Annotated in this window: 24 protein-coding genes; 15 read left to right on the forward strand and 9 right to left on the reverse strand. The window is 55.0% G+C overall.

Annotated elements, in window-relative coordinates; all coding sequences use genetic code 11:
* Positions 1–10 precede the first annotated feature (10 nt).
* Positions 11–679, reverse strand: a complete 669-nt coding sequence (gene pspA / locus ACQG1Y_RS12660) for a phage shock protein PspA (RefSeq protein WP_022651342.1) — start codon at positions 677–679, stop codon at positions 11–13.
* A gap of 151 nt (positions 680–830) precedes the next feature.
* On the opposite strand from pspA, the gene pspF reads away from it, so the two are divergent.
* The 6 genes from pspF to sapF all read left to right on the forward strand — a co-directional run bounded on the left by pspF (position 831) and on the right by sapF (position 7,191).
* Positions 831–1,823, forward strand: a complete 993-nt coding sequence (gene pspF, locus ACQG1Y_RS12665) for a phage shock protein operon transcriptional activator (protein WP_165602362.1) — start codon at positions 831–833, stop codon at positions 1,821–1,823.
* A gap of 88 nt (positions 1,824–1,911) precedes the next feature.
* Positions 1,912–3,552: an ABC transporter substrate-binding protein SapA gene (gene sapA, locus ACQG1Y_RS12670; protein WP_047738667.1), complete on the forward strand. Its 1,641-nt coding sequence runs from the start codon at positions 1,912–1,914 to the stop codon at positions 3,550–3,552.
* Complete coding sequence (gene sapB, locus ACQG1Y_RS12675; protein WP_017383081.1) at positions 3,549–4,514, forward strand: putrescine export ABC transporter permease SapB; 966 nt, start codon at positions 3,549–3,551, stop codon at positions 4,512–4,514. Before sapA ends, sapB begins: the two co-directional genes overlap by 4 nt.
* Positions 4,501–5,391, forward strand: coding sequence for a putrescine export ABC transporter permease SapC (gene sapC / locus ACQG1Y_RS12680; protein ID WP_003856843.1), 891 nt, complete (start codon positions 4,501–4,503; stop codon positions 5,389–5,391). Before sapB ends, sapC begins: the two co-directional genes overlap by 14 nt.
* Entirely contained in the window at positions 5,391–6,383 is a 993-nt protein-coding gene (sapD, locus tag ACQG1Y_RS12685) for a putrescine export ABC transporter ATP-binding protein SapD (RefSeq protein WP_003856840.1), read from the forward strand. The genes sapC and sapD overlap by 1 nt, the downstream gene beginning before the upstream one ends.
* A gap of 1 nt (position 6,384) precedes the next feature.
* Positions 6,385–7,191, forward strand: a complete 807-nt coding sequence (gene sapF, locus ACQG1Y_RS12690; protein WP_003856838.1) for a putrescine export ABC transporter ATP-binding protein SapF — start codon at positions 6,385–6,387, stop codon at positions 7,189–7,191.
* Here sapF and ACQG1Y_RS12695 read toward each other — a convergent pair.
* Complete coding sequence (locus ACQG1Y_RS12695) at positions 7,188–7,778, reverse strand: TetR/AcrR family transcriptional regulator (protein WP_023296707.1); 591 nt, start codon at positions 7,776–7,778, stop codon at positions 7,188–7,190. The genes sapF and ACQG1Y_RS12695 overlap by 4 nt on opposite strands.
* A 132-nt stretch (positions 7,779–7,910) precedes the next feature.
* On the opposite strand from ACQG1Y_RS12695, the gene ACQG1Y_RS12700 reads away from it, so the two are divergent.
* From ACQG1Y_RS12700 to pdeR, 5 genes are all read left to right on the forward strand, one after another.
* The gene (locus tag ACQG1Y_RS12700; RefSeq protein ID WP_023296708.1) at positions 7,911–8,312 is read left to right on the forward strand and encodes a RidA family protein; all 402 of its coding nucleotides are present in this window, start codon (positions 7,911–7,913) and stop codon (positions 8,310–8,312) included.
* 280 nt (positions 8,313–8,592) lie between these two features.
* Complete coding sequence (fabI, locus tag ACQG1Y_RS12705) at positions 8,593–9,381, forward strand: enoyl-ACP reductase FabI (protein ID WP_003856831.1); 789 nt, start codon at positions 8,593–8,595, stop codon at positions 9,379–9,381.
* A 147-nt stretch (positions 9,382–9,528) separates the two neighbouring features.
* Positions 9,529–10,515 carry a CMD domain-containing protein gene (locus ACQG1Y_RS12710; protein WP_045347742.1) on the forward strand — a complete coding sequence of 329 codons (987 nt, stop codon included), beginning with the start codon at positions 9,529–9,531 and terminating at the stop codon, positions 10,513–10,515.
* Positions 10,516–10,603: 88 nt separating this feature from the next.
* Positions 10,604–12,538, forward strand: a complete 1,935-nt coding sequence (locus tag ACQG1Y_RS12715) for an exoribonuclease II (protein WP_047725973.1) — start codon at positions 10,604–10,606, stop codon at positions 12,536–12,538.
* Positions 12,539–12,742: 204 nt separating this feature from the next.
* Complete coding sequence (gene pdeR, locus ACQG1Y_RS12720; RefSeq protein WP_047638229.1) at positions 12,743–14,734, forward strand: cyclic di-GMP phosphodiesterase; 1,992 nt, start codon at positions 12,743–12,745, stop codon at positions 14,732–14,734.
* Here the strand turns inward: pdeR and ACQG1Y_RS12725 are convergent.
* The gene (locus ACQG1Y_RS12725; protein ID WP_368740385.1) at positions 14,731–15,600 is read right to left on the reverse strand and encodes a crotonase/enoyl-CoA hydratase family protein; all 870 of its coding nucleotides are present in this window, start codon (positions 15,598–15,600) and stop codon (positions 14,731–14,733) included. The genes pdeR and ACQG1Y_RS12725 overlap by 4 nt on opposite strands.
* A 191-nt stretch (positions 15,601–15,791) precedes the next feature.
* Here ACQG1Y_RS12725 and ACQG1Y_RS12730 point away from each other — a divergent pair, with 191 nt between their 5' ends.
* The 3 genes from ACQG1Y_RS12730 to osmB all read left to right on the forward strand — a co-directional run bounded on the left by ACQG1Y_RS12730 (position 15,792) and on the right by osmB (position 17,245).
* Entirely contained in the window at positions 15,792–15,974 is a 183-nt protein-coding gene (locus ACQG1Y_RS12730; protein WP_032672073.1) for a hypothetical protein, read from the forward strand.
* 37 nt (positions 15,975–16,011) lie between these two features.
* On the forward strand, positions 16,012–16,764 hold the full coding sequence (locus tag ACQG1Y_RS12735; RefSeq protein WP_023296713.1) for a DNA-binding transcriptional regulator YciT: 753 nt from the start codon (positions 16,012–16,014) through the stop codon (positions 16,762–16,764).
* Positions 16,765–17,026: 262 nt separating this feature from the next.
* A complete protein-coding gene (gene osmB, locus ACQG1Y_RS12740; protein ID WP_017384212.1) occupies positions 17,027–17,245 on the forward strand; it encodes an osmotically-inducible lipoprotein OsmB in 219 nt (72 codons plus the stop codon).
* Positions 17,246–17,348: 103 nt separating this feature from the next.
* Here the strand turns inward: osmB and yciH are convergent, their stop codons facing one another.
* The 5 genes from yciH to pgpB all read right to left on the reverse strand — a co-directional run bounded on the left by yciH (position 17,349) and on the right by pgpB (position 20,997).
* Positions 17,349–17,675 carry a stress response translation initiation inhibitor YciH gene (gene yciH / locus ACQG1Y_RS12745; RefSeq protein WP_003856822.1) on the reverse strand — a complete coding sequence of 109 codons (327 nt, stop codon included), beginning with the start codon at positions 17,673–17,675 and terminating at the stop codon, positions 17,349–17,351.
* The gene (pyrF, locus tag ACQG1Y_RS12750; RefSeq protein WP_426736775.1) at positions 17,675–18,412 is read right to left on the reverse strand and encodes an orotidine-5'-phosphate decarboxylase; all 738 of its coding nucleotides are present in this window, start codon (positions 18,410–18,412) and stop codon (positions 17,675–17,677) included. Before pyrF ends, yciH begins: the two co-directional genes overlap by 1 nt.
* A gap of 184 nt (positions 18,413–18,596) precedes the next feature.
* Positions 18,597–19,766: a lipopolysaccharide assembly protein LapB gene (gene lapB, locus ACQG1Y_RS12755; RefSeq protein ID WP_003856819.1), complete on the reverse strand. Its 1,170-nt coding sequence runs from the start codon at positions 19,764–19,766 to the stop codon at positions 18,597–18,599.
* A gap of 6 nt (positions 19,767–19,772) precedes the next feature.
* Positions 19,773–20,081 carry a LapA family protein gene (locus ACQG1Y_RS12760; RefSeq protein WP_003856817.1) on the reverse strand — a complete coding sequence of 103 codons (309 nt, stop codon included), beginning with the start codon at positions 20,079–20,081 and terminating at the stop codon, positions 19,773–19,775.
* A 148-nt stretch (positions 20,082–20,229) separates the two neighbouring features.
* Positions 20,230–20,997 carry a phosphatidylglycerophosphatase B gene (gene pgpB / locus ACQG1Y_RS12765; RefSeq protein ID WP_062937970.1) on the reverse strand — a complete coding sequence of 256 codons (768 nt, stop codon included), beginning with the start codon at positions 20,995–20,997 and terminating at the stop codon, positions 20,230–20,232.
* A 197-nt stretch (positions 20,998–21,194) separates the two neighbouring features.
* On the opposite strand from pgpB, the gene ribA reads away from it, so the two are divergent.
* The gene (ribA, locus tag ACQG1Y_RS12770; RefSeq protein ID WP_003856813.1) at positions 21,195–21,785 is read left to right on the forward strand and encodes a GTP cyclohydrolase II; all 591 of its coding nucleotides are present in this window, start codon (positions 21,195–21,197) and stop codon (positions 21,783–21,785) included.
* Positions 21,786–21,822: 37 nt separating this feature from the next.
* On the opposite strand, the gene acnA is transcribed toward ribA, so the two are convergent.
* A complete protein-coding gene (gene acnA / locus ACQG1Y_RS12775; RefSeq protein WP_368740384.1) occupies positions 21,823–24,498 on the reverse strand; it encodes an aconitate hydratase AcnA in 2,676 nt (891 codons plus the stop codon).
* Between the last annotated feature and the right edge of the window lie 15 nt (positions 24,499–24,513).

Genomic DNA, 24,513 nt, shown 5'->3' on the forward strand with positions numbered 1-24,513 from the left:
GCAGGAATTATTATTGGTTGTCTTGTTTCATTTTGGCTTTCAGCGCAGCCAGTTGCTCGCTAATTTCATCATCGGCTTTCAGGTCAGCAAACTGCTGATCCAGGGTTTTCTGCTTACCGATGCTGTGGCTTTCGGCTTCCGCTTCCATGTGGTCGATACGGCGTTCAAACGATTCGAAACGGGCCATCGCTTCATCCAGCTTGCCGCTGTCCAGCTGGCGACGCACGTCGCGGGACGAGCTTGCAGCCTGGTGGCGCAGCGCCAGCGCCTGTTGACGTGCACGGGTTTCGCTGAGTTTGTTTTCAAGCTCACCAATCTCTTTCTTCATACGCGTCAGAGTATCATCCACCAGCGTCACTTCGTGTTCCAGCGTGGCAACCATGTCGGTCAGCTTCTGCTTCTCAATCAGCGCAGCGCGGGCCAGATCTTCTTTATCTTTACGCAGCGCCAGTTCCGCTTTTTCCTGCCATTCGTTAAGCTGGGCAGTTGCCTGCTCGATACGACGCGTTAACTGCTTTTTCTCTGCCAGCGCGCGGGCGGAGGTGGAGCGTACTTCAACCAGCGTGTCTTCCATCTCCTGAATCATCAGGCGCACCAGCTTCTGCGGATCTTCCGCTTTCTCCAGCAGCGAGTTGATGTTGGCGTTCACGATGTCGGCAAAACGAGAAAAAATACCCATAATTCAATCCTCATAGTTCTGTTATCGGGCGATGCCCTGCTGAGTAGTTAATACAAATCCCATGCCAACTTTTTATCTTATTGATTTTACTGAGTGTGATTGATATTTATCCAGCCAGCGGCTATTCTCACCTGGTGAATATCACTAAGGAGTGGTTAATTTCATCATGGCTGAATATAAAGATAATTTGCTTGGCGAGGCCAACAGCTTCCTGGAAGTGCTTGAACAGGTATCGCGCCTCGCGCCGCTGAATAAACCGGTGCTGATTATCGGTGAGCGCGGAACGGGTAAAGAACTTATCGCTAACCGCCTGCACTTTCTGTCTGGCCGCTGGGACGGCCCTTTTATTTCCCTTAACTGCGCGGCGCTGAATGAAAACCTGCTCGACACCGAGCTGTTTGGTCATGAAGCTGGCGCCTTCACCGGCGCACAAAAACGCCATCCCGGACGCTTTGAGCGCGCCGATGGCGGAACGCTCTTTCTCGACGAGCTGGCGACCGCGCCGATGCTGGTGCAGGAAAAGCTGCTGCGCGTCATTGAGTACGGTGAACTGGAACGCGTTGGCGGCAGTCAGCCCCTCCAGGTCAACGTTCGCCTGGTATGCGCCACCAACGCCGACCTGCCCGCGATGGTGGCTGAGGACAAATTCCGCGCCGACCTGCTGGACAGGCTGGCTTTCGATGTTGTACAGCTGCCGCCGCTGCGGGAGCGGCGCAGCGATATCATGCTACTGGCCGATCAATTTGCCATTCAGATGTGCCGGGAACTGGGTCTGCCTCTCTTTCCGGGCTTCAGCGAACGGGCCACCGGGACCCTGCTCGGTTACCACTGGCCGGGCAATATTCGTGAACTGAAAAACGTGGTGGAACGGTCCGTTTACCGGCATGGCAGCAGCGAGACCGAACTGGACAACATTATTCTCGATCCTTTTCGGCGCGAGGAGAAACAGCTCCCTGCTCCGGCGACGCGCCAGCAGGCTCCGGCGTTGCCGCTCGATTTACGCCAGTTCCAGCATCAGCAGGAGCAACAGCTGCTTGAGCAGAGCCTGAAAGAGGCGAAATATAATCAGAAACGGGCAGCTGAACTGCTGGGCCTGACCTACCATCAGTTAAGGGCATTGCTCAAAAAACATCAAATGCGCTGACATTATCAGCACTTACCCCCAGACATTTTTACGAAGCAGGCGTAAGTGCGATACACTTTGCAGATCGAATCTAAAAACCTTAAAAACTATGCGCCTGGTTTTATCGTCCCTGTTTGCACTCGGTTTGTTCAGCAATCTGGCCTTTGCTGCGCCCGATCGCGCTGTGCCTCCTGATATCCGTGATAGTGGTTTCGTCTACTGCGTCAGCGGTCAAGTTGATATTTTTAATCCGCAAAAAGCGGGGAGTGGCCTGATTGTCGATACGCTGGCCGCACAGCTCTACGATCGCCTGCTCGACGTCGATCCTTATACCTATCGGCTGGTTCCGGAGCTTGCTGAAAGTTGGGAAGTGCTTGATAACGGCGCCACATACCGCTTTCGTCTACGCGATGATGTCGCATTTCAGCACACCCCGTGGTTTACCCCAACCCGTAAGCTCAACGCGGATGACGTGGTTTTCACCTTCCAGCGCATATTCAACCGCAATCATCCGTGGCATAACGTTAATGGCGGGAACTTCCCCTATTTCGACAGTCTGCAATTCGCGGACTCGGTCAAAAGCGTTCGCAAACTGGATAACCGTACGGTTGAGTTTCGACTGAATCGCCCGGATGCCTCCTTCCTCTGGCATCTGGCGACGCACTACGCCTCGGTCATGTCAGCCGAATACGCGGATCAGCTGACGAAAAAGGATCGTCAGGAACGTCTCGATCGTGAGCCTGTAGGCACCGGTCCGTTCCAGTTAGCAGAGTACCGCGCCGGACAATACATTCGCCTGCAACGCCACGATCGTTTCTGGCGCGGCAAGCCGCTGATGCCGCAGGTTATTGTTGATCTGGGTTCAGGTGGAACAGGCCGACTCTCCAAACTGCTGACCGGCGAGTGCGACGTGCTTGCCTGGCCTGCGGCCAGCCAGTTGACCATTTTGCGCGACGACCCACGCCTGCGCCTGACCCTGCGCCCGGGCATGAACATCGCTTATCTGGCGTTTAACACCGATAAGCCGCCGCTGAATAATCCGGCCGTGCGCCATGCGCTGGCGTTAGCGATCAACAACCAGCGTCTGATGCAGTCGATTTACTACGGTACCGCGGAAACCGCCGCCTCTATTCTTCCGCGCGCCTCCTGGGCCTATGACGGCGAGGCGAAGATTACGGAATATAATCCGGCGAAAGCGCGCGAACAGCTTAAAGCGCTGGGGGCAGAAAACCTGACGCTACAGCTGTGGGTGCCCACCAGCTCTCAGGCGTGGAACCCCAGCCCGCTAAAAACGGCGGAGCTGTTGCAGGCTGATATGGCGCAGGTGGGCGTTAAGGTGATCATCGTGCCTGTCGAAGGCCGTTTCCAGGAGGCGCGTCTGATGGACATGAATCACGACTTAACGCTGGCTGGCTGGTCCACCGACAGTAACGACCCGGACAGCTTCTTCCGTCCGCTGCTGAGCTGTGCGGCAATCAACTCCCAGACCAACTACGCCCACTGGTGTAACCGGGAATTTGATACCGTGCTGCAAAAAGCGCTGGCGTCTCAACAGCTTGCCTCACGCATTGAGGCCTACGATGAAGCGCAAAATATTCTGGCCAGAGAACTTCCCGTGTTGCCGCTTGCCTCTTCCCTGCGCCTCCAGGCCTACCGTTACGATATTAAAGGGCTGGTACTCAGCCCGTTTGGTAACGCCTCCTTCGCGGGCGTGACCCGTGAGAAAGAACAAGAGGTGAAGAAACCATGATTATATTTACCTTGCGTCGGCTGCTGTTACTGCTGGTGACCCTGTTCTTCCTGACCTTTGTCGGCTTTAGCCTGAGCTACTTTACGCCGCACGCCCCGCTTCAGGGCTCATCTCTCTGGGACGCCTGGCTGTTCTGGTTTAATGGCCTGCTGCACTGGGATTTTGGCGTGTCCAGCATCAACGGACAGCTCATCTCCGAACAGCTGAAAGTGGTTTTCCCGGCCACCATGGAGCTGTGTATACTCGCCTTTGGCTTTGCCCTCATGGTGGGGATCCCGGTGGGAATGCTGGCGGGAATTTATCGTAATAAATGGCAGGATAAATTTATTAGTGCGCTTGCCTTAATTGGCTTTTCCATCCCTGTTTTCTGGCTGGCGCTGCTGCTTACCCTCTTCTTCTCACTGACGTTAGGCTGGCTGCCGGTATCTGGCCGTTTTGACCTGCTGTATAACGTGCAAACGGTGAGCGGCTTCGCCATCGTTGACGCCTGGCTTTCTGATTCAGTCTGGCGCGACGAAATGATCGTGAGTGCGCTGCGCCACATGGTGCTGCCGGTGCTTACGCTGGCCGTCGCGCCGACGACCGAGGTGATCCGCCTGATGCGCATCAGCACTATCGACGTCTTCGATCAAAACTATGTGAAAGCCGCCGCCACGCGCGGACTGTCTCGCCTGACGATTTTACGTCGCCATGTGCTGCACAATGCGTTGCCCCCCGTAATCCCACGTCTTGGGCTGCAATTCTCAACCATGCTGACGCTGGCAATGATCACCGAGATGGTTTTCAGCTGGCCGGGCCTTGGGCGCTGGATGATCAACGCCATTCGCCAGCAGGATTACGCGGCGATCTCCGCCGGCGTGATGGTGATTGGCTCGCTGGTCATTATTGTTAACGTTATTTCCGATATTTTGGGTGCCATGGCCAACCCATTGAAGCATAAGGAATGGTATGCCTTACGATAACGTCTACAGCGAAAAGCGCACGCCCGGTGCGCTACGTACCGTGTGGCGTAATTTTTACGGCGACACCACGGCGATGATCGGCTTTTACGGCTGCATTGGCCTCGTGTTGCTGTGCGTTTTGGGTTCGTGGTTTGCACCGTATGGCATCGATCAGCAGTTCCTTGGCTATCAGCTTTTACCGCCGTCGTGGTCGCGCTACGGGGAGGTTTCGTTCTTCCTGGGGACTGACGATCTCGGACGCGACGTGCTAAGTCGTTTGCTGAGCGGCGCCGCACCGACGGTAGGCGGCGCGTTCGTGGTCACCCTGGCTGCCGCAATCTGCGGCCTGGCGCTGGGCATTTTTGCCGGCTCAACCCACGGGCTGCGGTCGGCCGTGCTTAACCATATTCTTGATACCCTGCTCTCTATTCCTTCGCTGCTGCTGGCGATTATCGTCGTGGCCTTCGCGGGGCCGCACCTCACCCATGCGATGTTCGCCGTCTGGCTGGCCATTCTGCCGCGCATGGTGCGCTCGGTTTACAGCCTGGTTCACGACGAGCTGGAGAAAGAGTATGTCGTTGCCGCCCGCCTGGATGGCGCCACCACGTTTAATATTTTGTGGTTTGCCGTGCTGCCTAACATTGCCGCCGGGCTGGTGACGGAGATCACCCGCGCCCTGTCGATGGCGATTCTGGATATCGCAGCGCTGGGCTTCCTGGACCTTGGCGCGCAGCTCCCCTCCCCGGAATGGGGCGCCATGCTCGGCGATGCGCTGGAGCTGATTTACGTTGCGCCGTGGACGGTCATGCTGCCGGGCGCGGCCATCATGGTGAGCGTGCTGCTCGTTAACCTGCTGGGCGACGGGATCCGCCGCGCAATCAATGCGGGGGTGCAATAATGCCGTTACTCGATATCCGCAACCTCACGATCGAAATTAAAACGGGCGAAGGCTGGGTCAAGGCCGTGGATCGCATCAGTATTACGCTCGCAGAGGGCGAAATCCGCGGGCTGGTGGGCGAATCGGGTTCAGGGAAAAGTCTGATCGCCAAGGCCATTTGCGGCGTGGCGAAGGACAACTGGCGGGTGACCGCCGATCGTATGCGCTTCGACGACATCGATCTGTTGCGTCTCTCCCCGCGCGAACGCCGTAAACTGGTGGGCCATAACGTCTCGATGATTTTCCAGGAGCCGCAATCCTGTCTCGACCCGTCCGAGCGCGTCGGGAAACAGCTGATGCAGAACATTCCCGGCTGGACCTATAAAGGCCGCTGGTGGCAACGTTTCGGCTGGCGTAAACGCCGTGCCATTGAGCTGTTGCACCGTGTCGGGATCAAAGACCATAAAGACGCGATGCGCAGTTTCCCCTACGAACTGACCGACGGTGAATGCCAGAAAGTGATGATTGCCATCGCCCTGGCGAATCAGCCGCGTCTGCTGATTGCGGACGAACCAACGAACGCGATGGAGCCAACCACCCAGGCCCAGATTTTCCGCCTGCTCACTCGTCTGAACCAGAATAACAACACCACCATTTTGTTGATCAGCCACGACCTGCAAATGCTGAGCAAGTGGGCGGATAAAATTGACGTAATGTATTGCGGCCAGACGGTAGAAACCGCGCCAAGCGAGGACCTGGTGACGACGCCGCATCATCCCTACACGCAGGCGCTGATCAGGGCGATCCCGGACTTTGGCAGCGCGATGCCGCACAAAAGCCGGCTGAATACACTGCCTGGCGCGATACCGCTGCTGGAATCGCTGCCCATTGGCTGCCGTCTGGGTCCGCGTTGCCCGTATGCTCAGCGCAAATGCATTGAAACACCGCGCCTGACAGGGCCGAAAAACCATCTGTTTGCCTGTCATTTCCCGCTGAACATGGAGAGAGAGTGAAATGGTCGAAACCTTACTGGAAGTACGTAACCTGAGTAAGACCTTTCGCTATCGCACCGGCCTGTTTCACCGTCAGACCGTCGAGGCTGTTAAACCCCTGAGCTTTACGCTGCGCGAAAAGCAGACGCTGGCGATTATCGGTGAAAACGGCTCGGGCAAATCGACCCTGGCAAAAATGCTCGCGGGTATGGTCGAGCCGAGCGGCGGTGAAATACTGATTGACGATCATCCTCTGGAATTTGGGGACTACTCTTTTCGCAGTCAGCGCATCCGGATGATTTTTCAGGATCCGTCGACGTCCCTGAACCCGCGTCAGCGTATTTCCCAGATCCTGGATTTCCCGCTGCGGTTGAATACCGACCTGGAGCCGGAAGCGCGTCGCAAACGGATTGTCGAAACCCTGCGTCTGGTAGGCCTCCTGCCCGACCATGTCAGCTATTACCCGCACATGCTGGCCCCGGGCCAAAAACAGCGTCTCGGTCTGGCCCGCGCGCTGATCCTGCGCCCGAAGGTCATCATCGCCGACGAAGCGCTGGCGTCGCTGGATATGTCGATGCGTTCGCAGCTCATTAACCTGATGCTGGAGTTACAGGAAAAGCAGGGGATCTCGTATATTTACGTGACTCAGCATCTGGGCATGATGAAGCACATAAGCGACCAGGTGCTGGTGATGCACCAGGGAGAAGTTGTCGAGCGCGGCAGTACCGCTGACGTACTGGCCTCCCCGCTCCACGATCTGACAAAACGCCTGATTGCCGGCCACTTTGGTGAAGCGTTGACGGCGGACGCGTGGCGTAAAGATCGTTAGCCGCTGCGTAACCCGCTTGCCAGCAGAGTAAACACCTCTATGGCATGCGGGAGGGTCTTCTGCGGTTCTTCACTCGCGGCAATCAGCAGAGCCGCATTCAGAGCAGCGCCATTCAGCAGATGGGCTGCGACTCTGGCATCCATCTTTTTGATTACGTTGCACTCCATCATTTTTTCGATGGTCTGACGGGTCGACTCAAGGCAGCTGTTCTGGCTGGGCCATTGCGCCGGGTCGCCCAGAACAGCCGGGCCGTCAAGGAGGACGATACGCTGAACTTCCGGAACGAGCGCCATTTTGATATAGGCGATGCCCTCCGCCAGCAGTCGCTCCCAGTCATCTTCGGCGGCGGCGGCAATCGCTTTTGCGTTTGCTGCCATTTCGCTGTCTATCTGCGCGACCACCGCCGCCAGTAGTCCCTTCTTGTCGTTGAAATTATGATATAGCGCGCCGCGTGTTAACCCCACGCTTGCCGTGAGTTCATCCATTGACGCTGCGGCATAGCCTTTTTCAGCAAATGCCTTTCGCGCCGCCTGAATCATTTTCTCGCGATTTTCCTGGGCCGTTTCAGCGCGACGTTTTGTAGCCATGGGACTTCCTTAATTAAGCGATAACTATAATTTGACATACGCGACGTATGTGAATTACATTTTTCACATACATCGCGTATGTTACTTCTACCGCGTAAGCACAACAATACCTCTGACAGAAAAGGAAAAGCCATGCCTTCACGTGATCCCGTCTTCCCGGCTAACCGACATGCCCTCTATGAAGAGCATGGCTATTCAGCTGCAATTCGCTCTGGCGATCTGTTATTTGTTTCCGGTCAGGTTGGCAGCCGCAGCGATGGCACACCTGAACCCGACTTCCCCGCTCAGGTGCAGCTGGCGTTCGATAATTTACGGGCGATCCTGGCAGCCGCGGGATGTACTTTTGACGATCTGATTGATGTCACGACGTTTCATACCGATCCTGAAAACCAGTTCCCCGTTATCATGGAGGCGAAAAAACTGGCATTTCCCCACGCTCCTTACCCAAACTGGACAGCAATAGGCGTTAACTGGCTTGCGGGTTTTGATTTCGAAATTAAGGTTATCGCCAGAATCCCCTCGTCAGCGAATTAAGATCCGGCTGTATAAGCGTGAAGCTCCGGGCAGTCTCTGGTTGGATGAGGCGAACCCCGCGTGCGGTGATATACTGCTGGGATACACACGAAACAGCCTGATGAAGAGACAGTTCGACCTCTTCCGTGAGCCCATTCACGGCGCAGGAGCGAGAAATATCGTGACACAAGGGGCTGTGAGTGGGCTATAATTTCGAGCTAATTTCGAATGATTTTGAAATACTGCCTGTAACGCTATGAATTACAAGGCAAAATAAGCAATGAATATAAGGATTAAAGCTATGGGTTTTCTTTCCGGTAAGCGCATTCTGGTGACTGGCGTTGCCAGCAAACTGTCCATCGCATACGGCATCGCACAGGCAATGCATCGCGAAGGCGCTGAGCTGGCGTTCACCTACCAGAACGACAAGCTGAAAGGCCGTGTTGAAGAATTTGCCGCGCAGCTGGGTTCCAGCATTGTTCTGGAATGTGACGTTGCACAAGACGAAAGCATTGATGGCATGTTTGCTGAACTGGCAAAAGCATGGCCGAAATTCGACGGTTTTGTTCACTCCATCGGCTTCGCTCCTGGCGACCAGCTGGACGGCGACTACGTGAACGCGGTTACCCGTGATGGCTTCAAAATCGCCCACGACATCAGCTCCTACAGCTTCGTTGCAATGGCAAAATCCTGCCGCGCGATGCTGAACCCGGGCGCAGCCCTGCTGACTCTGTCCTACCTCGGCGCAGAACGTGCTATCCCTAACTACAACGTTATGGGTCTGGCGAAAGCGTCTCTGGAAGCCAACGTGCGCTACATGGCGAACGCGATGGGTCCTGAAGGCGTGCGTGTTAACGCTATTTCTGCGGGTCCAATCCGTACCCTGGCCGCTTCCGGTATCAAAGATTTCCGTAAAATGCTGGCACACTGCGAAGCGGTTACCCCGATTCGTCGTACCGTTACCATCGAAGATGTGGGTAACTCTGCGGCATTCCTGTGCTCTGACCTTTCCGCGGGCATCTCCGGCGAAGTGGTTCACGTTGACGGCGGCTTCAACATCGCTGCAATGAACGAGCTGGAAATCAAATAAGCTTGTCACTCTCTTCCCGCCAGGGAAGAGAGTTTCCTCCCGCCCCTCGTTATTCCGTTCAGCTATTTGTTATCACCTAACAATATTTTTCCCCTCATCCGCCTTACGCCAGGATATTGATCGCCATTTTGAGATCAAGGAACGCCCATGGAACAACGCCGTTTTTCCGGCAAAGGCCACTGGTATCATGAAACCCAGTCGAATCATTCGCAGACGGACGTTCTGCCGCTGGTGCCCGAAGCCGCTAACGTCGACGACCGTTTTTTGCTCGATTTAGCCCTGCCCGATGACATTCTCGCAAGCTGTGCTGGTTGGCTTACGCCTGCCCGAACTCTCTGTCATCTTTTGTTCCCACTTGATACTCCCGTGAACCGTCTGCATACGCTCAGCGCCTACGACAGGCTGAGCACGGCATTAACGGTTGCCCAGGCGTGTGGCGTTCAGCGGCTCTGTAACCACTACGCTGCTCTGCTCGCCCCTCTTCCGGGGCCGGACTCCTCCCGGGAAAGCAATCGACGCCTTGCAGAAATTACCCAGTATGCCCGCCAGTTAGCCAGCTCACCCGATGTCATCGATGATAAAGCCCAAAACCAGCTTGATGAGGTTGGACTCACAACGTATGACATTGTGCTCATCAACCAGATCATCGGCTTTGTCGGTTTTCAGGCGCGAGTGGTCGCGGTATTTCAGGCATTGCTTGGCCATCCGGTACGCTGGCTGCCCGGGCATCACATTCAGCCCCATACGCTGCCGGTCAGCTTCAGCAGATGGACCGCCACGCTACCCCCGGTTGAGCTAAAATATGCCAGTGCGCTTCAGCTTGAGGCGCTCTCACGCTGGCAGGCGGAACCGGCGCTTGAAGCGCTTACTCCTGTGCTGTGTCATGAGCCGATGCTGCTTGATCTGACGGGCGAAATTCTGCTTAACCATCCGCGAAGTGAAGGCCCCGCGTCTTCGATGCTCTCAGCCGCTCGTGCGCTGCTTGTCGCCTCTCCGGATCGCTTTAGCGCCGCCCAGTTAACGCCCCTGACCGGGTCAGGTCTCTCGCCAGAGAAGGCCATCAACCTGCTTACCCGAGATGCATTTTATGGCTGGCTGGACCGTCTGCGCGTGGCGCTCGGCAAAGAGGAATAACCATACTCTTTACCTAAAGAGCGCTTGCTGTAGCAGTGAGATTCGCGTAAAACTGTCAGCCGCTCAATGGCTACGAAAATAGAACATTATGTTTCAGGACAACCCGCTGCTAGCGCAGCTTAAACAGCAACTGCATTCCCAGACGCCGCGTGCAGAAGGGGTCGTAAAAGCCACGGAAAAGGGCTTTGGCTTTCTTGAAGTTGACGGGCAGAAGAGCTACTTCATTCCGCCTCCTCAGATGAAGAAAGTGATGCATGGCGACCGCATTTCGGCCGTTATTCATACCGAAAAGGAACGAGAGTCTGCCGAGCCGGAAGCACTGATCGAACCTTTCCTGACCCGCTTTGTCGGGAAAGTGCATAAAAAAGACGATCGTCTTTCTGTCGTGCCGGACCATCCTCTCCTGAAAGATGCTATTCCGTGCCGCGCCGCGCGTGGCGTTGAGCATGATTTTGTTGAGGGTGACTGGGCGGTTGCTGAGATGCGCCGTCATCCTTTAAAAGGCGATCGCGGTTTCTACGCCGAGCTTACCCAATACATTACCTTCGGCGACGACCATTTCGTCCCATGGTGGGTGACGCTGGCGCGCCACAACCTCGAAAAAGAAGCGCCTGAGGGCGTGGCGACTGAAATGCAGGACGAAGGTCTGGAACGTCGCGATCTGACGGCACTGGACTTTGTCACCATCGACAGCGCCAGCACCGAGGATATGGACGATGCGCTGTATGCCGAAGAGACAGCCGATGGCAAACTGCATCTGACCGTCGCCATTGCCGACCCTACCGCATGGATTGTCGAAGGCAGCAAGCTGGACGAGATGGCCAAAGTGCGCTCGTTCACCAACTACCTGCCGGGCTTTAACATTCCGATGTTGCCGCGTGAACTCTCCGACGATCTTTGCTCGCTGCGTGCGCACAAAGTACGTCCGGTGCTGGCCTGTCGGATGACCATTGCGGCTGACGGTACCATTGAAGAAGATATTGAATTCTTCGCCGCCACCATCGAATCCAAAGCCAAGCTGGCCTATGACGACGTGTCCGACTGGCTGGAGAACACGGGCAGCTGGAAACCCGAGTCCGACAACATTGCCGCACAAATTCGTCTGCTGCACCGCGTCTGCCTGAGCCGCAGCGAATGGCGTCAAACTCACGCGCTGGTCTTCAAAGATCGTCCGGACTACCGTTTTGTGCTGGGTGAAAAAGGTGAAGTGCTGAATATCGTCGCTGAGCCGCGCCGTATTGCCAACCGCATCGTTGAAGAAGCGATGATATCCGCCAACATTTGTGCCGCCCGCGTGCTGCGCGACAAATTAGGCTTTGGCATTTACAACGTGCACACCGGGTTTGATCCGGCGAACACCGAAGCGCTGGCTGCCCTGCTGAAAACCCATGACGTACACGTCGATCCTGAGGAAGTGCTGACCCTGCAAGGTTTCTGCAAACTGCGCCGCGAGCTGGACGCGCAGCCTTCAGGGTTCCTTGACAGCCGTATTCGCCGCTTCCAGTCCTTTGCGGAAATCAGCACCGAGCCAGGCCCGCACTTCGGCCTTGGCCTTGAGGCTTACGCGACCTGGACCTCCCCGATCCGTAAGTACGGCGACATGGTTAACCATCGTCTGCTGAAAGCGATCATCAAAGGGGAATCTGTTGCCCGCCCACAGGATGATACGACGTTGCAGATGGCAGAACGTCGCCGTCTCAACCGTATGGCGGAGCGTGATGTCGGCGACTGGTTATACGCGCGCTTCCTGAATGATAAGGCAGGGACTGACACCCGTTTCCCGGCTGAAATCATTGACATCAGCCGCGGCGGTATGCGCGTTCGTCTGGTGGATAATGGCGCCGTTGCCTTTATTCCTGCCCCGTTCCTGCATGCCGTTCGCGACGAACTGGTTTGTAGCCAGGAAAACGGGACCGTGCAAATTAAAGGCGAAACGGTTTACAAGGTCACTGACGTGATTGATGTCACCATCGCTGAAGTGCGCATGGAAACCCGCAGTATTATCGCGCGCCCTGTCGCCTGATAACCGCGTAAACTTCCGGCCGTTCCGTTAAGGGGTGGCCGGGAGTTCTCTTCTGTATTATCTCCCGCAAAATCATCGTTTTTTCTCACACTTTTCTGTTTCCCATCGCCACATTTCGCCAGAATTATCTACAGTAAAAGAGAGCCGTCATTGTCGACTGCAAATGAATAATTTGTGCGCTACTCAGCAGCCGCGGGAGAAAACGTGATGGACGATCTGGAGCAGAATTTGCTGTTTCGTTACATGGGTACGCATAGCCCCTGGTGGCGACTGACAGCAGACAGCAATGCTCTTCATCTTGCTGCCAGTGAAAGCGCTGACATCATTCAGGTGGTGGCGCTGAATGATGAGCAGGCCGCGCTAATCCGCCAGCTCACCGTGATAACCTCCAGCATTGCCATGACCCTGCCCTTGTACGGTGTGGACGTTCCCGTTCATCTTGTCGGCCGTAAAATTAACAAAAATGAGTGGGCAGGAACGGCATCAGCCTGGAACGATACTCCTTCCGTGGCGCGGGACCTGGCGCAGGGGCTCTCCTTCGCCGAACAGGTAGTGTCCGAGGCTAACTCCGTGATTGTGATCCTCGACCAGAACGGGAATATTCAGCGCTTCAACCGTTTAAGTGAAGAATATACGGGCCTGAAGGAACAGGAAGTTATCGGGCAAAACGTGTTCAAACTGTTTATGAGCCGTAGCGAAGCCGCGGCCTCCAAACGCAACATCACCGGTTTTTTTCGTAACGGCAGCTCGTACGAAGTTGAACGCTGGATCAAGACCCGCAAAGGGCAGCGCCTGTTTCTCTTCAGAAATAAATTTGTTCACAGCGGCAGCGGGAAAAATGAAATCTTCCTCATCTGTTCAGGTACCGATATAACCGAAGAGCGTCGGGCCCAGGAGCGCCTGCGCGTACTCGCCAATACGGATACGATTACCGGTTTGCCTAACCGAAACGCCATCCATGAGCTGATCTCTGATGCCATCACCGCTCGGGGTGACACCCAGGTAGGCGTGGTTTATCTCGATCTGGATAACTTTAAAAAAGTGAACGATGCCTATGGGCATATGTTTGGCGACCAGCTGCTACAGGCCGTTGCGCTGGCGATCCTGAGCTGCCTGGACGAAGGACAAACCCTGGCGCGCCTGGGTGGGGATGAGTTTATCGTGCTAGCCACCGATACCTCGCAGGGCGCGCTGGAAGCCATGGCATCGCGCATACTGACCCGACTTCGTCAGCCTTTCCGCATCGGGCTGATAGAGGTTTACACCGGCTGCTCGCTGGGCATCGCGCTTGCGCCCCAGCACGGTAACGATCGCGAAAGCGTCATTCGTAATGCCGACACCGCCATGTACACCGCCAAAGAAAATGGCCGGGGCAAATTCTGCGTCTTCTCGCCAGAGATGAACCAGCGCGTATTTGAATACCTGTGGCTGGATACCAACCTGCGTAAAGCGCTGGATAACGATCAGCTGTTAATCCACTACCAGCCCAAAATAACCTGGCGCGGCGAAGTCAGAAGTCTGGAGGCGCTGGTGCGCTGGCAGTCGCCAGAGCGTGGCCTGATCCCGCCGATGGAGTTTATCTCCTATGCTGAGGAGTCAGGGCTGATTGTGCCCCTGGGCCGCTGGGTTATGCTTGATGTGGTGCGCCAGGTGGCAAAATGGCGCGACAAGGGGATCAACCTTCGCGTCGCGGTCAACGTCTCCGCCCGTCAGCTGGCGGACCAGACCATCTTCAGCGACCTGAAGCAGGCGCTGAAAGACCTGAGTTTTGAATACTGCCCGATTGACGTGGAATTGACCGAAAGCTGTCTCATTGAAAATGAAGAGCTGGCCCTGTCAGTGATCCAGCAATTTAGCCGCCTGGGAGCGCAAATTCACCTGGATGACTTTGGTACGGGGTACTCTTCCCTGTCGCAGCTGGCGCGCTTCCCTATCGATGCCATTAAGCTTGACCAGGCTTTCGTGCGGGACATCCATAAGCAGTCCATTTCACAGTCGCTGGTGCGTGCGATAGTCGCCGTGGCGCAGGCGTTAAATTTGCAGGTCATTGCTGAAGGGGTGGAAAGTGCAAAAGAAGACGCCTTTCTGACGAAGAATGGCGTCAACGAACGGCAGGGTTATCTTTTTGCTAAGCCCATGCCCGCTGCCGCATTCGAGCGATGGCTAAAGCGCTATCAGGCCAGAAATGTCCGTTAGCTGGCTTTGCGTAAGCCCGTCGCCTGATGGCGATTTTGCAGCATAACCAGCCGCTCCATGTAGGCGATATCCTTCGGTTCAAGGCAGAAGGCGGCATCAACCCAATCCTCGGTAATGTCCATCAGCTCGCTTCGCGGAAGTGGCAGCACGCGCGTACGTGCACGCAGCATGGCCCTTACGCCGTTGAGCTTCGGCTGTAGCATGTCGATAAACGTCCGCACCGAAACATAGCTCTGTAACGGCTCGAATAAGAGATCCACAAGACCATACTGCTCATACCATTCCGCCGTATGCGTCTCACCTTTGTAGATCAGCGCCTCCGCCATTTTCATGCCGGCACGACGCGCCACCAGTGAATAGCCGCCCATGCCCGGGAACAGATTGAACGCGATTTCCGGAAAGCCTAATCGGGCATCGCGCTGGGCCAGAATGAAATGATGCGCCAGCGCGGCTTCAAACCCGCCCCCTAACGCGCTTCCTTCCACCATAGCCAGCGTGACAGCTCCGGTATCAAACCCTCGCGAGGCGGCATGAACGCAGTCCACACAGGCCCGGGCATAGGCGCGTAACGCTTCGCGTCGGTTGTTTTTGATGCACTCAACGAAGAACTGTAAATCACCGCCGGTATTGTAGATGTCGGGGACCAGCGATCCGGTGACCCAAAAATCAACGACAAATCCGGACTGTCGAACCAGCCAGGAGAGATTCATGATCTCCTCGATCAGCGCATGATTGAAGCAAGGCCGTGGCGTGGCACGTAACATCATCCACACCGTACGCCGTTCGGCCTCATAATAAGCCGCCAGTTGAGTGAATCGTTCAGCATCAGTAAACAATGTGCAGGTTGTCTGGTTGATAACTGTCATAGTCGAATTCCTCTTATAAAAAAGCGCGTTGCGCGCAGTTTTAGACTAATCCACCCCTACAACCCGCAGCATACGGGGGCCAAATTTATCACTTTCATTTATGAACTTTGGTTATTGCATTTTTTACCTTCTCTTTTGAATCAATTTTCTGCATCATTGATAATATTAACTTTTCGCTTCAGGGTGAGCTTATGTCTAACATTGATGCAACAGCCGTGGCACAGCGTATTGATACTGTGCTGGATATTCTTGTCGCAGGCGATTATCACTCTGCTATCCGTAACCTTGAAATCCTCAAGTCTGAACTGCTGGCTGAGAACGGCGCTGATGACGCTCCAGAATCCACTCAACCTAAAGCCCCGTGGGAAGTGTAGCCACGTCGTTTCCGCCCTTGCCTTTTAAATGGATGCTATGAATTCCCGACAACAAATCATTTTGCAGATGGTGATCGATCAGGGACGCGTAAGCGTGGTCGATCTCGCTAAAGCCACCGGCGTTTCTGAAGTCACCATTCGTCAGGATCTGAATCTGCTGGAAAAACAGAGCTACCTGCGGCGTGCGCACGGATATGCCGTTCCACTGGACAGCGACGACGTCGAAACCCGCATGATGAACAATTATGCGCTCAAGCGGGAGCTGGCGGAGTTTGCTGCATCCTTAGTGAATAGCGGTGAGACCGTCTTTATTGAAAATGGCAGCAGTAACGCCCTTCTGGCGCGCACGCTCGCCGATCAAAAAGACGTTACCATCATCACCGTAAGCAGCTATATCGCCCATCTGTTGAAGGAAACTCAGTGCGAGGTGATACTGCTGGGCGGCATTTACCAGAAGAAAAGCGAAAGCATGGTGGGGCCATTAACGCGTCAATATGTTCAGCAGGTTCACTTCAGTAAAGCATTCATTGGTATTGACGGCTGGCAGCCCGACACCGGCTTTACTGGTCGCGACATGATGCGTTCAGACGTGGTTAACGCAGTACTCGCCAAAGAGTGTGAAGCGATAGTGCTGACCGACAGCTCTAAGTTTGGCGCCGTACACCCTTATACGATGGGTCCGGCTTCGCGCTTCAGCCGCGTGATCACGGATGAGCGTTTGCGCGATGAATATCGCCAGCAATTAGAACAAGACGGCCTGACTGTCGATATTGTGAAAAAAACGGCCTGATTATCCTGCTGCGCCCGAATAATGGGCGCACTTAAACCTTTCTCTGAGAGTATTCTGACCCTGCCTTTAAGAGTTTTTACCTGTTGAAACCGTTCTAAACACGTAAAATTAATATTAGCGATATAACAGGAAGTGACTATCACCTGCGTGATGATGAAACACCTGCGCGACCAGCTTTCACGGGAACAGAATTTAAGTATGGATATTGTCTATACTTAAAGTGCATTCCTTTCCGTGAATCGATAATTCAGGAGAAAGTATTATGACCTTTACCAGCAAAAAATTAGCCGCCGCTGTTCTGGCAATCACTGTAGCAATGTCCCTGAGCGCTTGCTCTAACTGGTCTAAACGTGACCGTAACACCGCGATTGGTGCCGGTGCTGGTGCGCTTGGTGGTGCAGTATTAACGGATGGTAGTACGCTGGGTACATTAGGTGGTGCTGCCGTAGGTGGTGTTATCGGTCACCAGGTGGGCAAATAATCACCATAACGGCTCTCACCGGTATAATAATATATTTTGTATTTTCAGGTCTGACTTACGCACGTAAAAAAAGAGCCACGGCAATGTCCGTGGCTCATTTATTTTAGCCGCCCGCCAGTTTAACTTTCATTCCTTTGGCTTCCAGCAGCGTTTTAATTAAATCCCGTTTATCACCCTGAATCTCAATAATGCCGTCTTTTACTGCCCCACCGCATCCGCACTTCTTTTTAAGTTCAGCGGCGAGCTTTACCAGGTCTGCATCATCCAGATCAATGCCAGTGACAAGGCAAACCCCTTTACCTTTCCTGCCGCTGGTCTGCCGCTGAATTCGCACGATACCATCGCCTTTCGGACGTTCAGCTTTCTCTTTTGGCTCTTCAATGCGCCCGGTATCCGTTGAATAGACCAGACGACTGTTGGCGTCACGCATTATGCCCCCTTTTTCAGTGATGCATTAATCGCTTTCAGGGTCTCTGCCGGATGAGCGGATTGCGTCACCGGGCGACCAATCACCATATAGTCTACACCCGCGCTCAGCGCCTGCTCTGGCGTCATGATGCGTCGCTGATCCCCAGACTCGCTGCCTGCCGGACGGATGCCTGGCGTTACCAGTTTAAAGTCGCGGCCTAGCTCAGCTTTGAAGCGAACCGCCTCCTGAGCCGAACAGACCACGCCATCGAGACCACACTGTTGCGTGAGGCGCGCCAGACGCTCCGCGTGTTCGGCAGGTGACAACGTCACACCCAGGTCGCGCAGGTCGGATTCATCCATACTGGTCAGCACGGTGACGGCGATCAGAAGCGGAGCGTCATTGCCAAACGGCACCAGCGCTTCGCGCGCAGCCGTCATCATGCGTGCCCCGCCGGATGCATGAACGTTAACCATCCACACGCCCAGTTCAGCCGCCGCAGCTACGGCGTGCGCAGTGGTATTTGGAATATCATGGAATTTCAGGTCGAGGAAAACGTCGAAGCCACGCTGGTGCAGATCGCGGACGATTTGTGGGCCGAACAGCGTAAACATCTCTTTGCCTACTTTCAGACGGCAATCGCGGGGATCAATGCCATCAACATAGGCCAGTGCGGCGTCACGGTTATTGTAATCCAGAGCAACAACTACGGGAGAATCGGTAACTACGCGGGAAGTGGAGGATGTAACAGACGTCATGACCAGCCCTTTTCGTCTATGGGCGCGCAGCGGCGCGGAACAGATAAACGGCGTGCATTCTACCTGCCCTCGGGGTAAATGAACAGAATCGAATGATTTTCCTGCCGAACCCCAGACCGCACGATGCTGACGAAATTACCACAACAATTAGTATGTTGTAACTAAAATGCGGAGTTTTAAAAAATCACTGCCCGTCCAGACCTCGGATTGGCTTAATGGTGGACCACGCCCGGCAGGAAGGGCAATGCCAGTAAAGCGAATAGGCGGTGAAGCCGCATTTCTGGCAGCGATAGCGCGGTTTGCTGCGCACCTGTTCACCCACCATGTCTCGCAGCACCATCAGGCTCTCTTTAGCGCGCCCTTCTTCTGCGTCATTAAGGTGGTAATCCATCAGCTTATGGAATACCCGCATGGTAGGATGACGCTGCAACTGGCGGGTAATGTATACCTGGGCGGTATCACTCCCTTCGTGCTCTTCGACGACATCCGATAGCATCAGCTCGGCTGTGGCACCGGTGTTTTCTTCAACGCAGCGACGCAGAAACGCAACCCACTCGTCCTGCTTACCTAACTGCTGATAGCAGGTTTGCAGCATTTCCAGCGTTTCGCTGACCAGCTCTTTGTCCTGATCGATAACGCGAAGCAGGCTCTCCACGGCTTTGGCGTAATCACCGTTAGCCATAAAGACCCGCCCCATCATGATCGAGATGCGCGCGCTGTTGCGATCGGCCGCAGCGCCTTTCTTCAACAATGCCATGGCTTTATCCATGTCATCGCTACCCATCTGCTGGAGAGCCAGCTCGCAATAGAAGTGGGCAATTTCGACGCGTTGTTTGTCTTTACCGAGTTTGACCAGCCGTTCGGCGGTATCAATCGCTTTTTGCCAGTCGCTGGTGGCCTGATAGATTTGCAGAAGCTGCTGAAGCGCACCGATACGGAAGTCCGTCTCATCCACCAGCTGAGAGAACATATCCTCGGCGCGATCGTAAAGCCCCGCGGCCATGTAATCCCGCCCAAGTTGCTGCACGGCCAGCAACCGTTGCTCATAGGTCAACGAAGCGCTTTCCATCAGGGTCTGGTGGATACGAATGGCACGGTCAACCTCTCCGCGCGAGCGGAACAGGTTTCCCAGGGTGAGATGCGCCTCAACGGTGCCGGTATCCTCTTTAAGCATGTCGAGGAACAGATCCACCGCTTTGTCCTGCTGATTGCTCAGCAGGAAGTTCACCCCCGCTACGTAGTCACGGGAGAGTCGGTTTGCTTCATCCTGTTTTGTTTGTTGCGCGCTTCTGCGGCCCATATACCAGCCATAGGCTGCGGCGACAGGCAAAAGCAGAAACAACAACTCCAGCATATTCGATTATTCCTTGACTACCGGCACACCAGAGCTCGCCGGAATGTCAGACGCAGGCGTAAGTTGATGTTCAAGTCGTTTAATTTTACGTTCAGCGCGAACAAGAGAAACACGAACCTTAAGCCAGAACAGGCCGCATACAAGCCAGCCGATGACAAAACCCGCCGCGAATAACACCGCCAGCAGGCTCGACACCCGGTACTCGCCCTGCGCCAGCAGATAGTTAAAACTTACCTGTTGATCGTTTTGCGCGCCCAATGTGACTGAAATGACAAAAATCGCCAACACCAGTAAGAAAATGAGTAAATATTTCACATGACTTCCCGTTATGTGGTTCGAGCGTATAAAGCGTGTTCAACTCACTGCAATCAGCCTTATAAGCTACCATTTTAGTGGCGGGCGCGAAATGGAAAAAGTAACGCGCCCTACATGGATTTATGGTCAAAATGCGGAATATCAACCTTCAGGTTGCGCCAGACTCCCTTTCGGCTATTTCTTCCTTCTCTTCCGGCGGCGGCGTCAATGGTCCACAAAAACGTTGTGCAAGCCAGGTCGCCAGCGTCACCAGTACCCACGAGATCAGCGTTGCCACCACCAAATCACGCGGCCAGTGCATCCCCAACAGCATCCGGCTGCCCATTACGCCTGTCGCCCAGACCAGCAAAATCGCAATCGTGAGGGTACGCCGACGCGGCCACAGCAGTCCCACGCCAAGTAGCGCCCAGCTGGCAGCAAACATCGTATGCCCGGAAGGAAACGCAAAGCCGGTCTCTTTTTGCCAGTGTTTGCGTAAAAAGGTCGGGATATCCTGCTGTTCTGCAAGCTGCTCCTTTACCAACGCACCGCGATCTTTACGCTTTAAATTGTAGAACTCATCCACCGGAACATGATGCGTTTTTTCCAGCCAGACGACGAAAGGACGGGGTTCCTGCACGCGATCCTTGACCCACGACTTCACCCCCTGCCCGATAAGTATGGCGCCGCCGAGAATAGCGAACAGTACCAGCGCCGCGCGAAGGCGAAAGCGCAGGCACCACAGGAACCAGCCACAGAGCAGCACGTGCGTAATAATCCCCCACGGCTGGGTGACCGTCTCGGTTATCCAGTATAAGGCTTTCAGCCACGTCTCGTTTTGTCCGGGCTGCCACATCCAGCCGGAGAACCAAACGACCAGGGGTATAACGAGCAATACGGCGGCTCCTGCGGCCGTTCGTCTGGCAATTGAAAGCATGTCCTCTCCTTTTTCAGTAAGCACCACAATCATAACTGAATTTCATCATTCTGGTGGATATGTCGGATTGTGCGTTTAACGTTTGTAAAGCGTGGTGGTGATTAGGTGAAGTTGCCGGGCTTGTGGCAAAATAGTCCGATACAGAAAGCATAATGGGGCAAAGGTACGAAACGTGTCAGCCTGGTCTGGAGAATCACATGCAGCTTAAACGTGTGGCAGAAGCCAAACTGCCAACCCCATGGGGCGATTTCCTGATGGTGGGTTTTGAAGAACTGGCAACCGGGCAAGATCACGTCGCCCTGGTGTTCGGCGACATTTCGGGGCAAACGCCGGTGCTGTCCCGCGTTCATTCAGAGTGTCTGACCGGTGACGCGCTGTTCAGCCTGCGCTGCGACTGCGGTTTTCAGCTTGAAGCCGCCCTTTCTCATATCGCAGAGGAAGGACGTGGCGTTCTGCTGTATCACCGTCAGGAAGGTCGCAATATTGGCCTGCTGAATAAAATCCGCGCCTACGCGTTGCAGGATCAGGGTTACGATACCGTCGAAGCGAACCATCAGCTCGGCTTTGCTGCTGACGAGCGCGATTTCACCCTGTGCGCGGATATGTTCAAGCTGCTGGGCGTGGACGAAGTGCGTCTGTTGACCAATAACCCGAAAAAAGTGGAAATCCTCACTGAAGCGGGCATCAATATTGTGGAACGCGTACCGCTGATTGTCGGCCGCAACCCGAAAAACGCGCACTACCTCGATACCAAAGCTGCCAAAATGGGGCATCTGCTGAGCGAGTAAACGCAAAACGCCCGGCACATGTGCCGGGCGAGTTTGATCAGTCCAGCATCTTACGAATCACATAATGTAAAATGCCGTCGTTCTGATGATAGGTCAGCTCTGTTGCCGTATCAATACGACACCGGCAATCCAGCACTTCTGTCGTTCCATCTGCGCGCGTTAACTTCACCGGAACGGTTTTACCCGGTTGCAGATTTTGCAGACCGCTGATATCAATCTGCTCTTCCCCGGTCAAACCCAGCGTTTTACGCGTTACGCCCTGCGGGAACTCCAGCGGCAGGATCCCCATCCCGATCAGGTTTGAGCGGTGGATACGTTCAAAGGATTCGGCAATCACCACGCGAACCCCGAGCAGACGCGGACCTTTTGCCGCCCAGTCGCGACTGGAACCGGAGCCGTACTCTTTACCGGCAATAACGGCCAGCGGCGTACCCTGCTGCTGATACTTCATGGCTGCGTCATAAATTGAAATGACCTCTGTATCCGGCAGGTGGCGCGTCATACCCCCTTCCACGCCTGGGACCATTTCATTGCGAATGCGGATATTGGCAAAGGTCCCGCGCATCATCACTTCGTGGTTACCGCGGCGCGAACCGTAGGAGTTGAAATCGCGACGTTCCACGCCACGACTTTGCAGATACCGACCTGCCGGACTGTCCGCCTTGATGCTACCCGCAGGGGAGATATGGTCGGTGGTGACGGAATCGCCCAGCATCGCCAGAATGCGCGCGCCGTAAATATCTTTCAGCGGTGCAGGCTCCGCCAGCATTTCGTCGAAGAATGGCGACAGGCGAATATAGGTGGAATCATCCTGCCAGTCATAGGTATCGGAACCCACTACGTCGATCGCTTTCCACTCCGCTGTGCCTTCGAACACTTCCGCATACTCTTTGCGGAACATCTCGGTGGAAACTTTCTCTACCGCGCGCGCAATTTCGCGCGATGATGGCCAGATGTCTTTCAGATAGACCGGTTCATTTTTGCGATCGTGACCAATCGGATCGGTCGCCAGGTTAATGTTCATGTTTCCGGCCAGCGCATAGGCTACAACCAGCGGCGGCGAGGCCAGCCAGTTGGTTTTCACCAGCGGATGAATACGCCCTTCAAAGTTTCGGTTACCGGAAAGTACCGCGCCAACGGTCAAATCCCCCTGCTTGATCGCCATTTCAATAGGTTCAGGCAGTGGACCAGAGTTACCGATGCAGGTCGTACAGCCGTAGCCCACCAGGTTAAAGCCCAGCTCGTCGAGGTAAGGCGTGAGTCTGGCCTGTGCCAGGTAATCGGATACCACTTTCGAACCAGGCGCCAGGGAGGCTTTAACCCAAGGCTGTGGCTTGAGCCCCAGCTCTACCGCTTTTTTTGCCAGCAGCCCGGCAGCCATTAACACACTCGGGTTGGATGTGTTGGTACAGGAAGTGATAGCGGCGATCACCACGGCGCCGTCAGGGAGCTGATACTGATGCCCGTTCAGAACATAGTCCACCGGACGGTGATCTTTTTGTGCGGCGTTAACTTCCAGCTCATTGCTGGCGGCAAAGGCTTTCGGAACGTTGCTCAGGGCGACGCGGTCCTGCGGACGTTTTGGCCCTGCGAGGCTTGCCTCAACGGTGCCCATATCCAGCTCCAGCGTACTGGTAAATACCGGCTCGTCACCCGGGTTACGCCACATGCCCTGCGCTTTGGTGTAGGCCTCAACGAGAGCCACCTGCTCCTCGCTGCGACCACTGAGGCGCATATACTCCAGCGTAACGCTATCAATCGGGAAAAAGCCGCAGGTCGCGCCATATTCCGGCGCCATGTTGGCGATGGTGGCCCTGTCCGCAAGCGGCAGTGAATCCAGACCATCGCCATAAAATTCAACGAATTTACCCACCACGCCATGCTTACGCAGCATCTGGGTGACCGTCAGAACCAGATCCGTGGCGGTAATGCCTTCGGACAACTTACCGGTCAGCTTAAAGCCCACCACATCGGGAATGAGCATTGATACCGGCTGGCCGAGCATGGCCGCTTCCGCTTCAATACCACCGACGCCCCAGCCCAGAACGCCAAGGCCGTTAATCATGGTGGTGTGTGAATCGGTGCCCACCAGCGTATCAGGGTAAGCCACCCACTCTTTATCCTGCAATTCACTCCAGACGGCTTTGCCGAGATATTCCAGGTTGACCTGGTGACAAATGCCGGTGCCCGGTGGAACAACGCTGAAGCGGCTGAACGCCTGCTGACCCCATTTCAGAAATACGTAGCGTTCATGGTTACGTTCCATCTCCAGACGGACGTTTTCGCCGAAAGCATCGTCGTCACCAAAGTGATCGACGGTGACGGAGTGGTCAATGACGAGGTCTACCGGGGACAAGGGGTTAACCTTAGCTGTATCGCCCCCGAGACGCTTAACGGCTTCACGCATAGCTGCCAAATCCACCACCGCAGGCACGCCGGTGAAATCCTGCATCAGCACCCTGGCCGGGCGATAGGCAATTTCTCTGTCTGCATGAGCATTTTTCAGCCACCCTGCCAGAGCCTGGATATCCTCCTCGGTAACCGAGTCGCCATCCTGCCAGCGCAAGAGGTTTTCCAGTAAGACTTTCAACGACTTGGGTAACCGCGAAATGTCCCCAAGCGTTCTGGCAGCCAGCGGTAAGCTGTAGTAGCGCCAGGTTTTATTTTCCGCCTGTAATGTGTCCTTACTGGCTTCGCGTAGGGTTAACGACATAAGCTCCTCCTTAAA

The organism is Enterobacter cloacae complex sp. 397G4 (assembly GCF_050031515.1).
In the GTDB taxonomy this organism is placed as follows: Bacteria; Pseudomonadota; Gammaproteobacteria; order Enterobacterales; family Enterobacteriaceae; genus Enterobacter; species Enterobacter hormaechei_C.

What these genes read in the sequence shown, in the direction of transcription:
- pspA (WP_022651342.1), bottom strand. Translation starts at nt 679, where the DNA reads ATGGGTATTTTTTCTCGTTTTGCCGACATCGTGAACGCCAACATCAAC.
- sapA (WP_047738667.1), top strand. Translation starts at nt 1,912, where the DNA reads ATGCGCCTGGTTTTATCGTCCCTGTTTGCACTCGGTTTGTTCAGCAAT.
- sapB (WP_017383081.1), top strand. Translation starts at nt 3,549, where the DNA reads ATGATTATATTTACCTTGCGTCGGCTGCTGTTACTGCTGGTGACCCTG.
- sapC (WP_003856843.1), top strand. Translation starts at nt 4,501, where the DNA reads ATGCCTTACGATAACGTCTACAGCGAAAAGCGCACGCCCGGTGCGCTA.
- sapD (WP_003856840.1), top strand. Translation starts at nt 5,391, where the DNA reads ATGCCGTTACTCGATATCCGCAACCTCACGATCGAAATTAAAACGGGC.
- sapF (WP_003856838.1), top strand. Translation starts at nt 6,385, where the DNA reads ATGGTCGAAACCTTACTGGAAGTACGTAACCTGAGTAAGACCTTTCGC.
- ACQG1Y_RS12695 (WP_023296707.1), bottom strand. Translation starts at nt 7,778, where the DNA reads ATGGCTACAAAACGTCGCGCTGAAACGGCCCAGGAAAATCGCGAGAAA.
- ACQG1Y_RS12700 (WP_023296708.1), top strand. Translation starts at nt 7,911, where the DNA reads ATGCCTTCACGTGATCCCGTCTTCCCGGCTAACCGACATGCCCTCTAT.
- fabI (WP_003856831.1), top strand. Translation starts at nt 8,593, where the DNA reads ATGGGTTTTCTTTCCGGTAAGCGCATTCTGGTGACTGGCGTTGCCAGC.
- ACQG1Y_RS12710 (WP_045347742.1), top strand. Translation starts at nt 9,529, where the DNA reads ATGGAACAACGCCGTTTTTCCGGCAAAGGCCACTGGTATCATGAAACC.
- ACQG1Y_RS12715 (WP_047725973.1), top strand. Translation starts at nt 10,604, where the DNA reads ATGTTTCAGGACAACCCGCTGCTAGCGCAGCTTAAACAGCAACTGCAT.
- ACQG1Y_RS12725 (WP_368740385.1), bottom strand. Translation starts at nt 15,600, where the DNA reads ATGACAGTTATCAACCAGACAACCTGCACATTGTTTACTGATGCTGAA.
- ACQG1Y_RS12730 (WP_032672073.1), top strand. Translation starts at nt 15,792, where the DNA reads ATGTCTAACATTGATGCAACAGCCGTGGCACAGCGTATTGATACTGTG.
- ACQG1Y_RS12735 (WP_023296713.1), top strand. Translation starts at nt 16,012, where the DNA reads ATGAATTCCCGACAACAAATCATTTTGCAGATGGTGATCGATCAGGGA.
- osmB (WP_017384212.1), top strand. Translation starts at nt 17,027, where the DNA reads ATGACCTTTACCAGCAAAAAATTAGCCGCCGCTGTTCTGGCAATCACT.
- yciH (WP_003856822.1), bottom strand. Translation starts at nt 17,675, where the DNA reads ATGCGTGACGCCAACAGTCGTCTGGTCTATTCAACGGATACCGGGCGC.
- pyrF (WP_426736775.1), bottom strand. Translation starts at nt 18,412, where the DNA reads ATGACGTCTGTTACATCCTCCACTTCCCGCGTAGTTACCGATTCTCCC.
- lapB (WP_003856819.1), bottom strand. Translation starts at nt 19,766, where the DNA reads ATGCTGGAGTTGTTGTTTCTGCTTTTGCCTGTCGCCGCAGCCTATGGC.
- pgpB (WP_062937970.1), bottom strand. Translation starts at nt 20,997, where the DNA reads ATGCTTTCAATTGCCAGACGAACGGCCGCAGGAGCCGCCGTATTGCTC.
- ribA (WP_003856813.1), top strand. Translation starts at nt 21,195, where the DNA reads ATGCAGCTTAAACGTGTGGCAGAAGCCAAACTGCCAACCCCATGGGGC.
- acnA (WP_368740384.1), bottom strand. Translation starts at nt 24,498, where the DNA reads ATGTCGTTAACCCTACGCGAAGCCAGTAAGGACACATTACAGGCGGAA.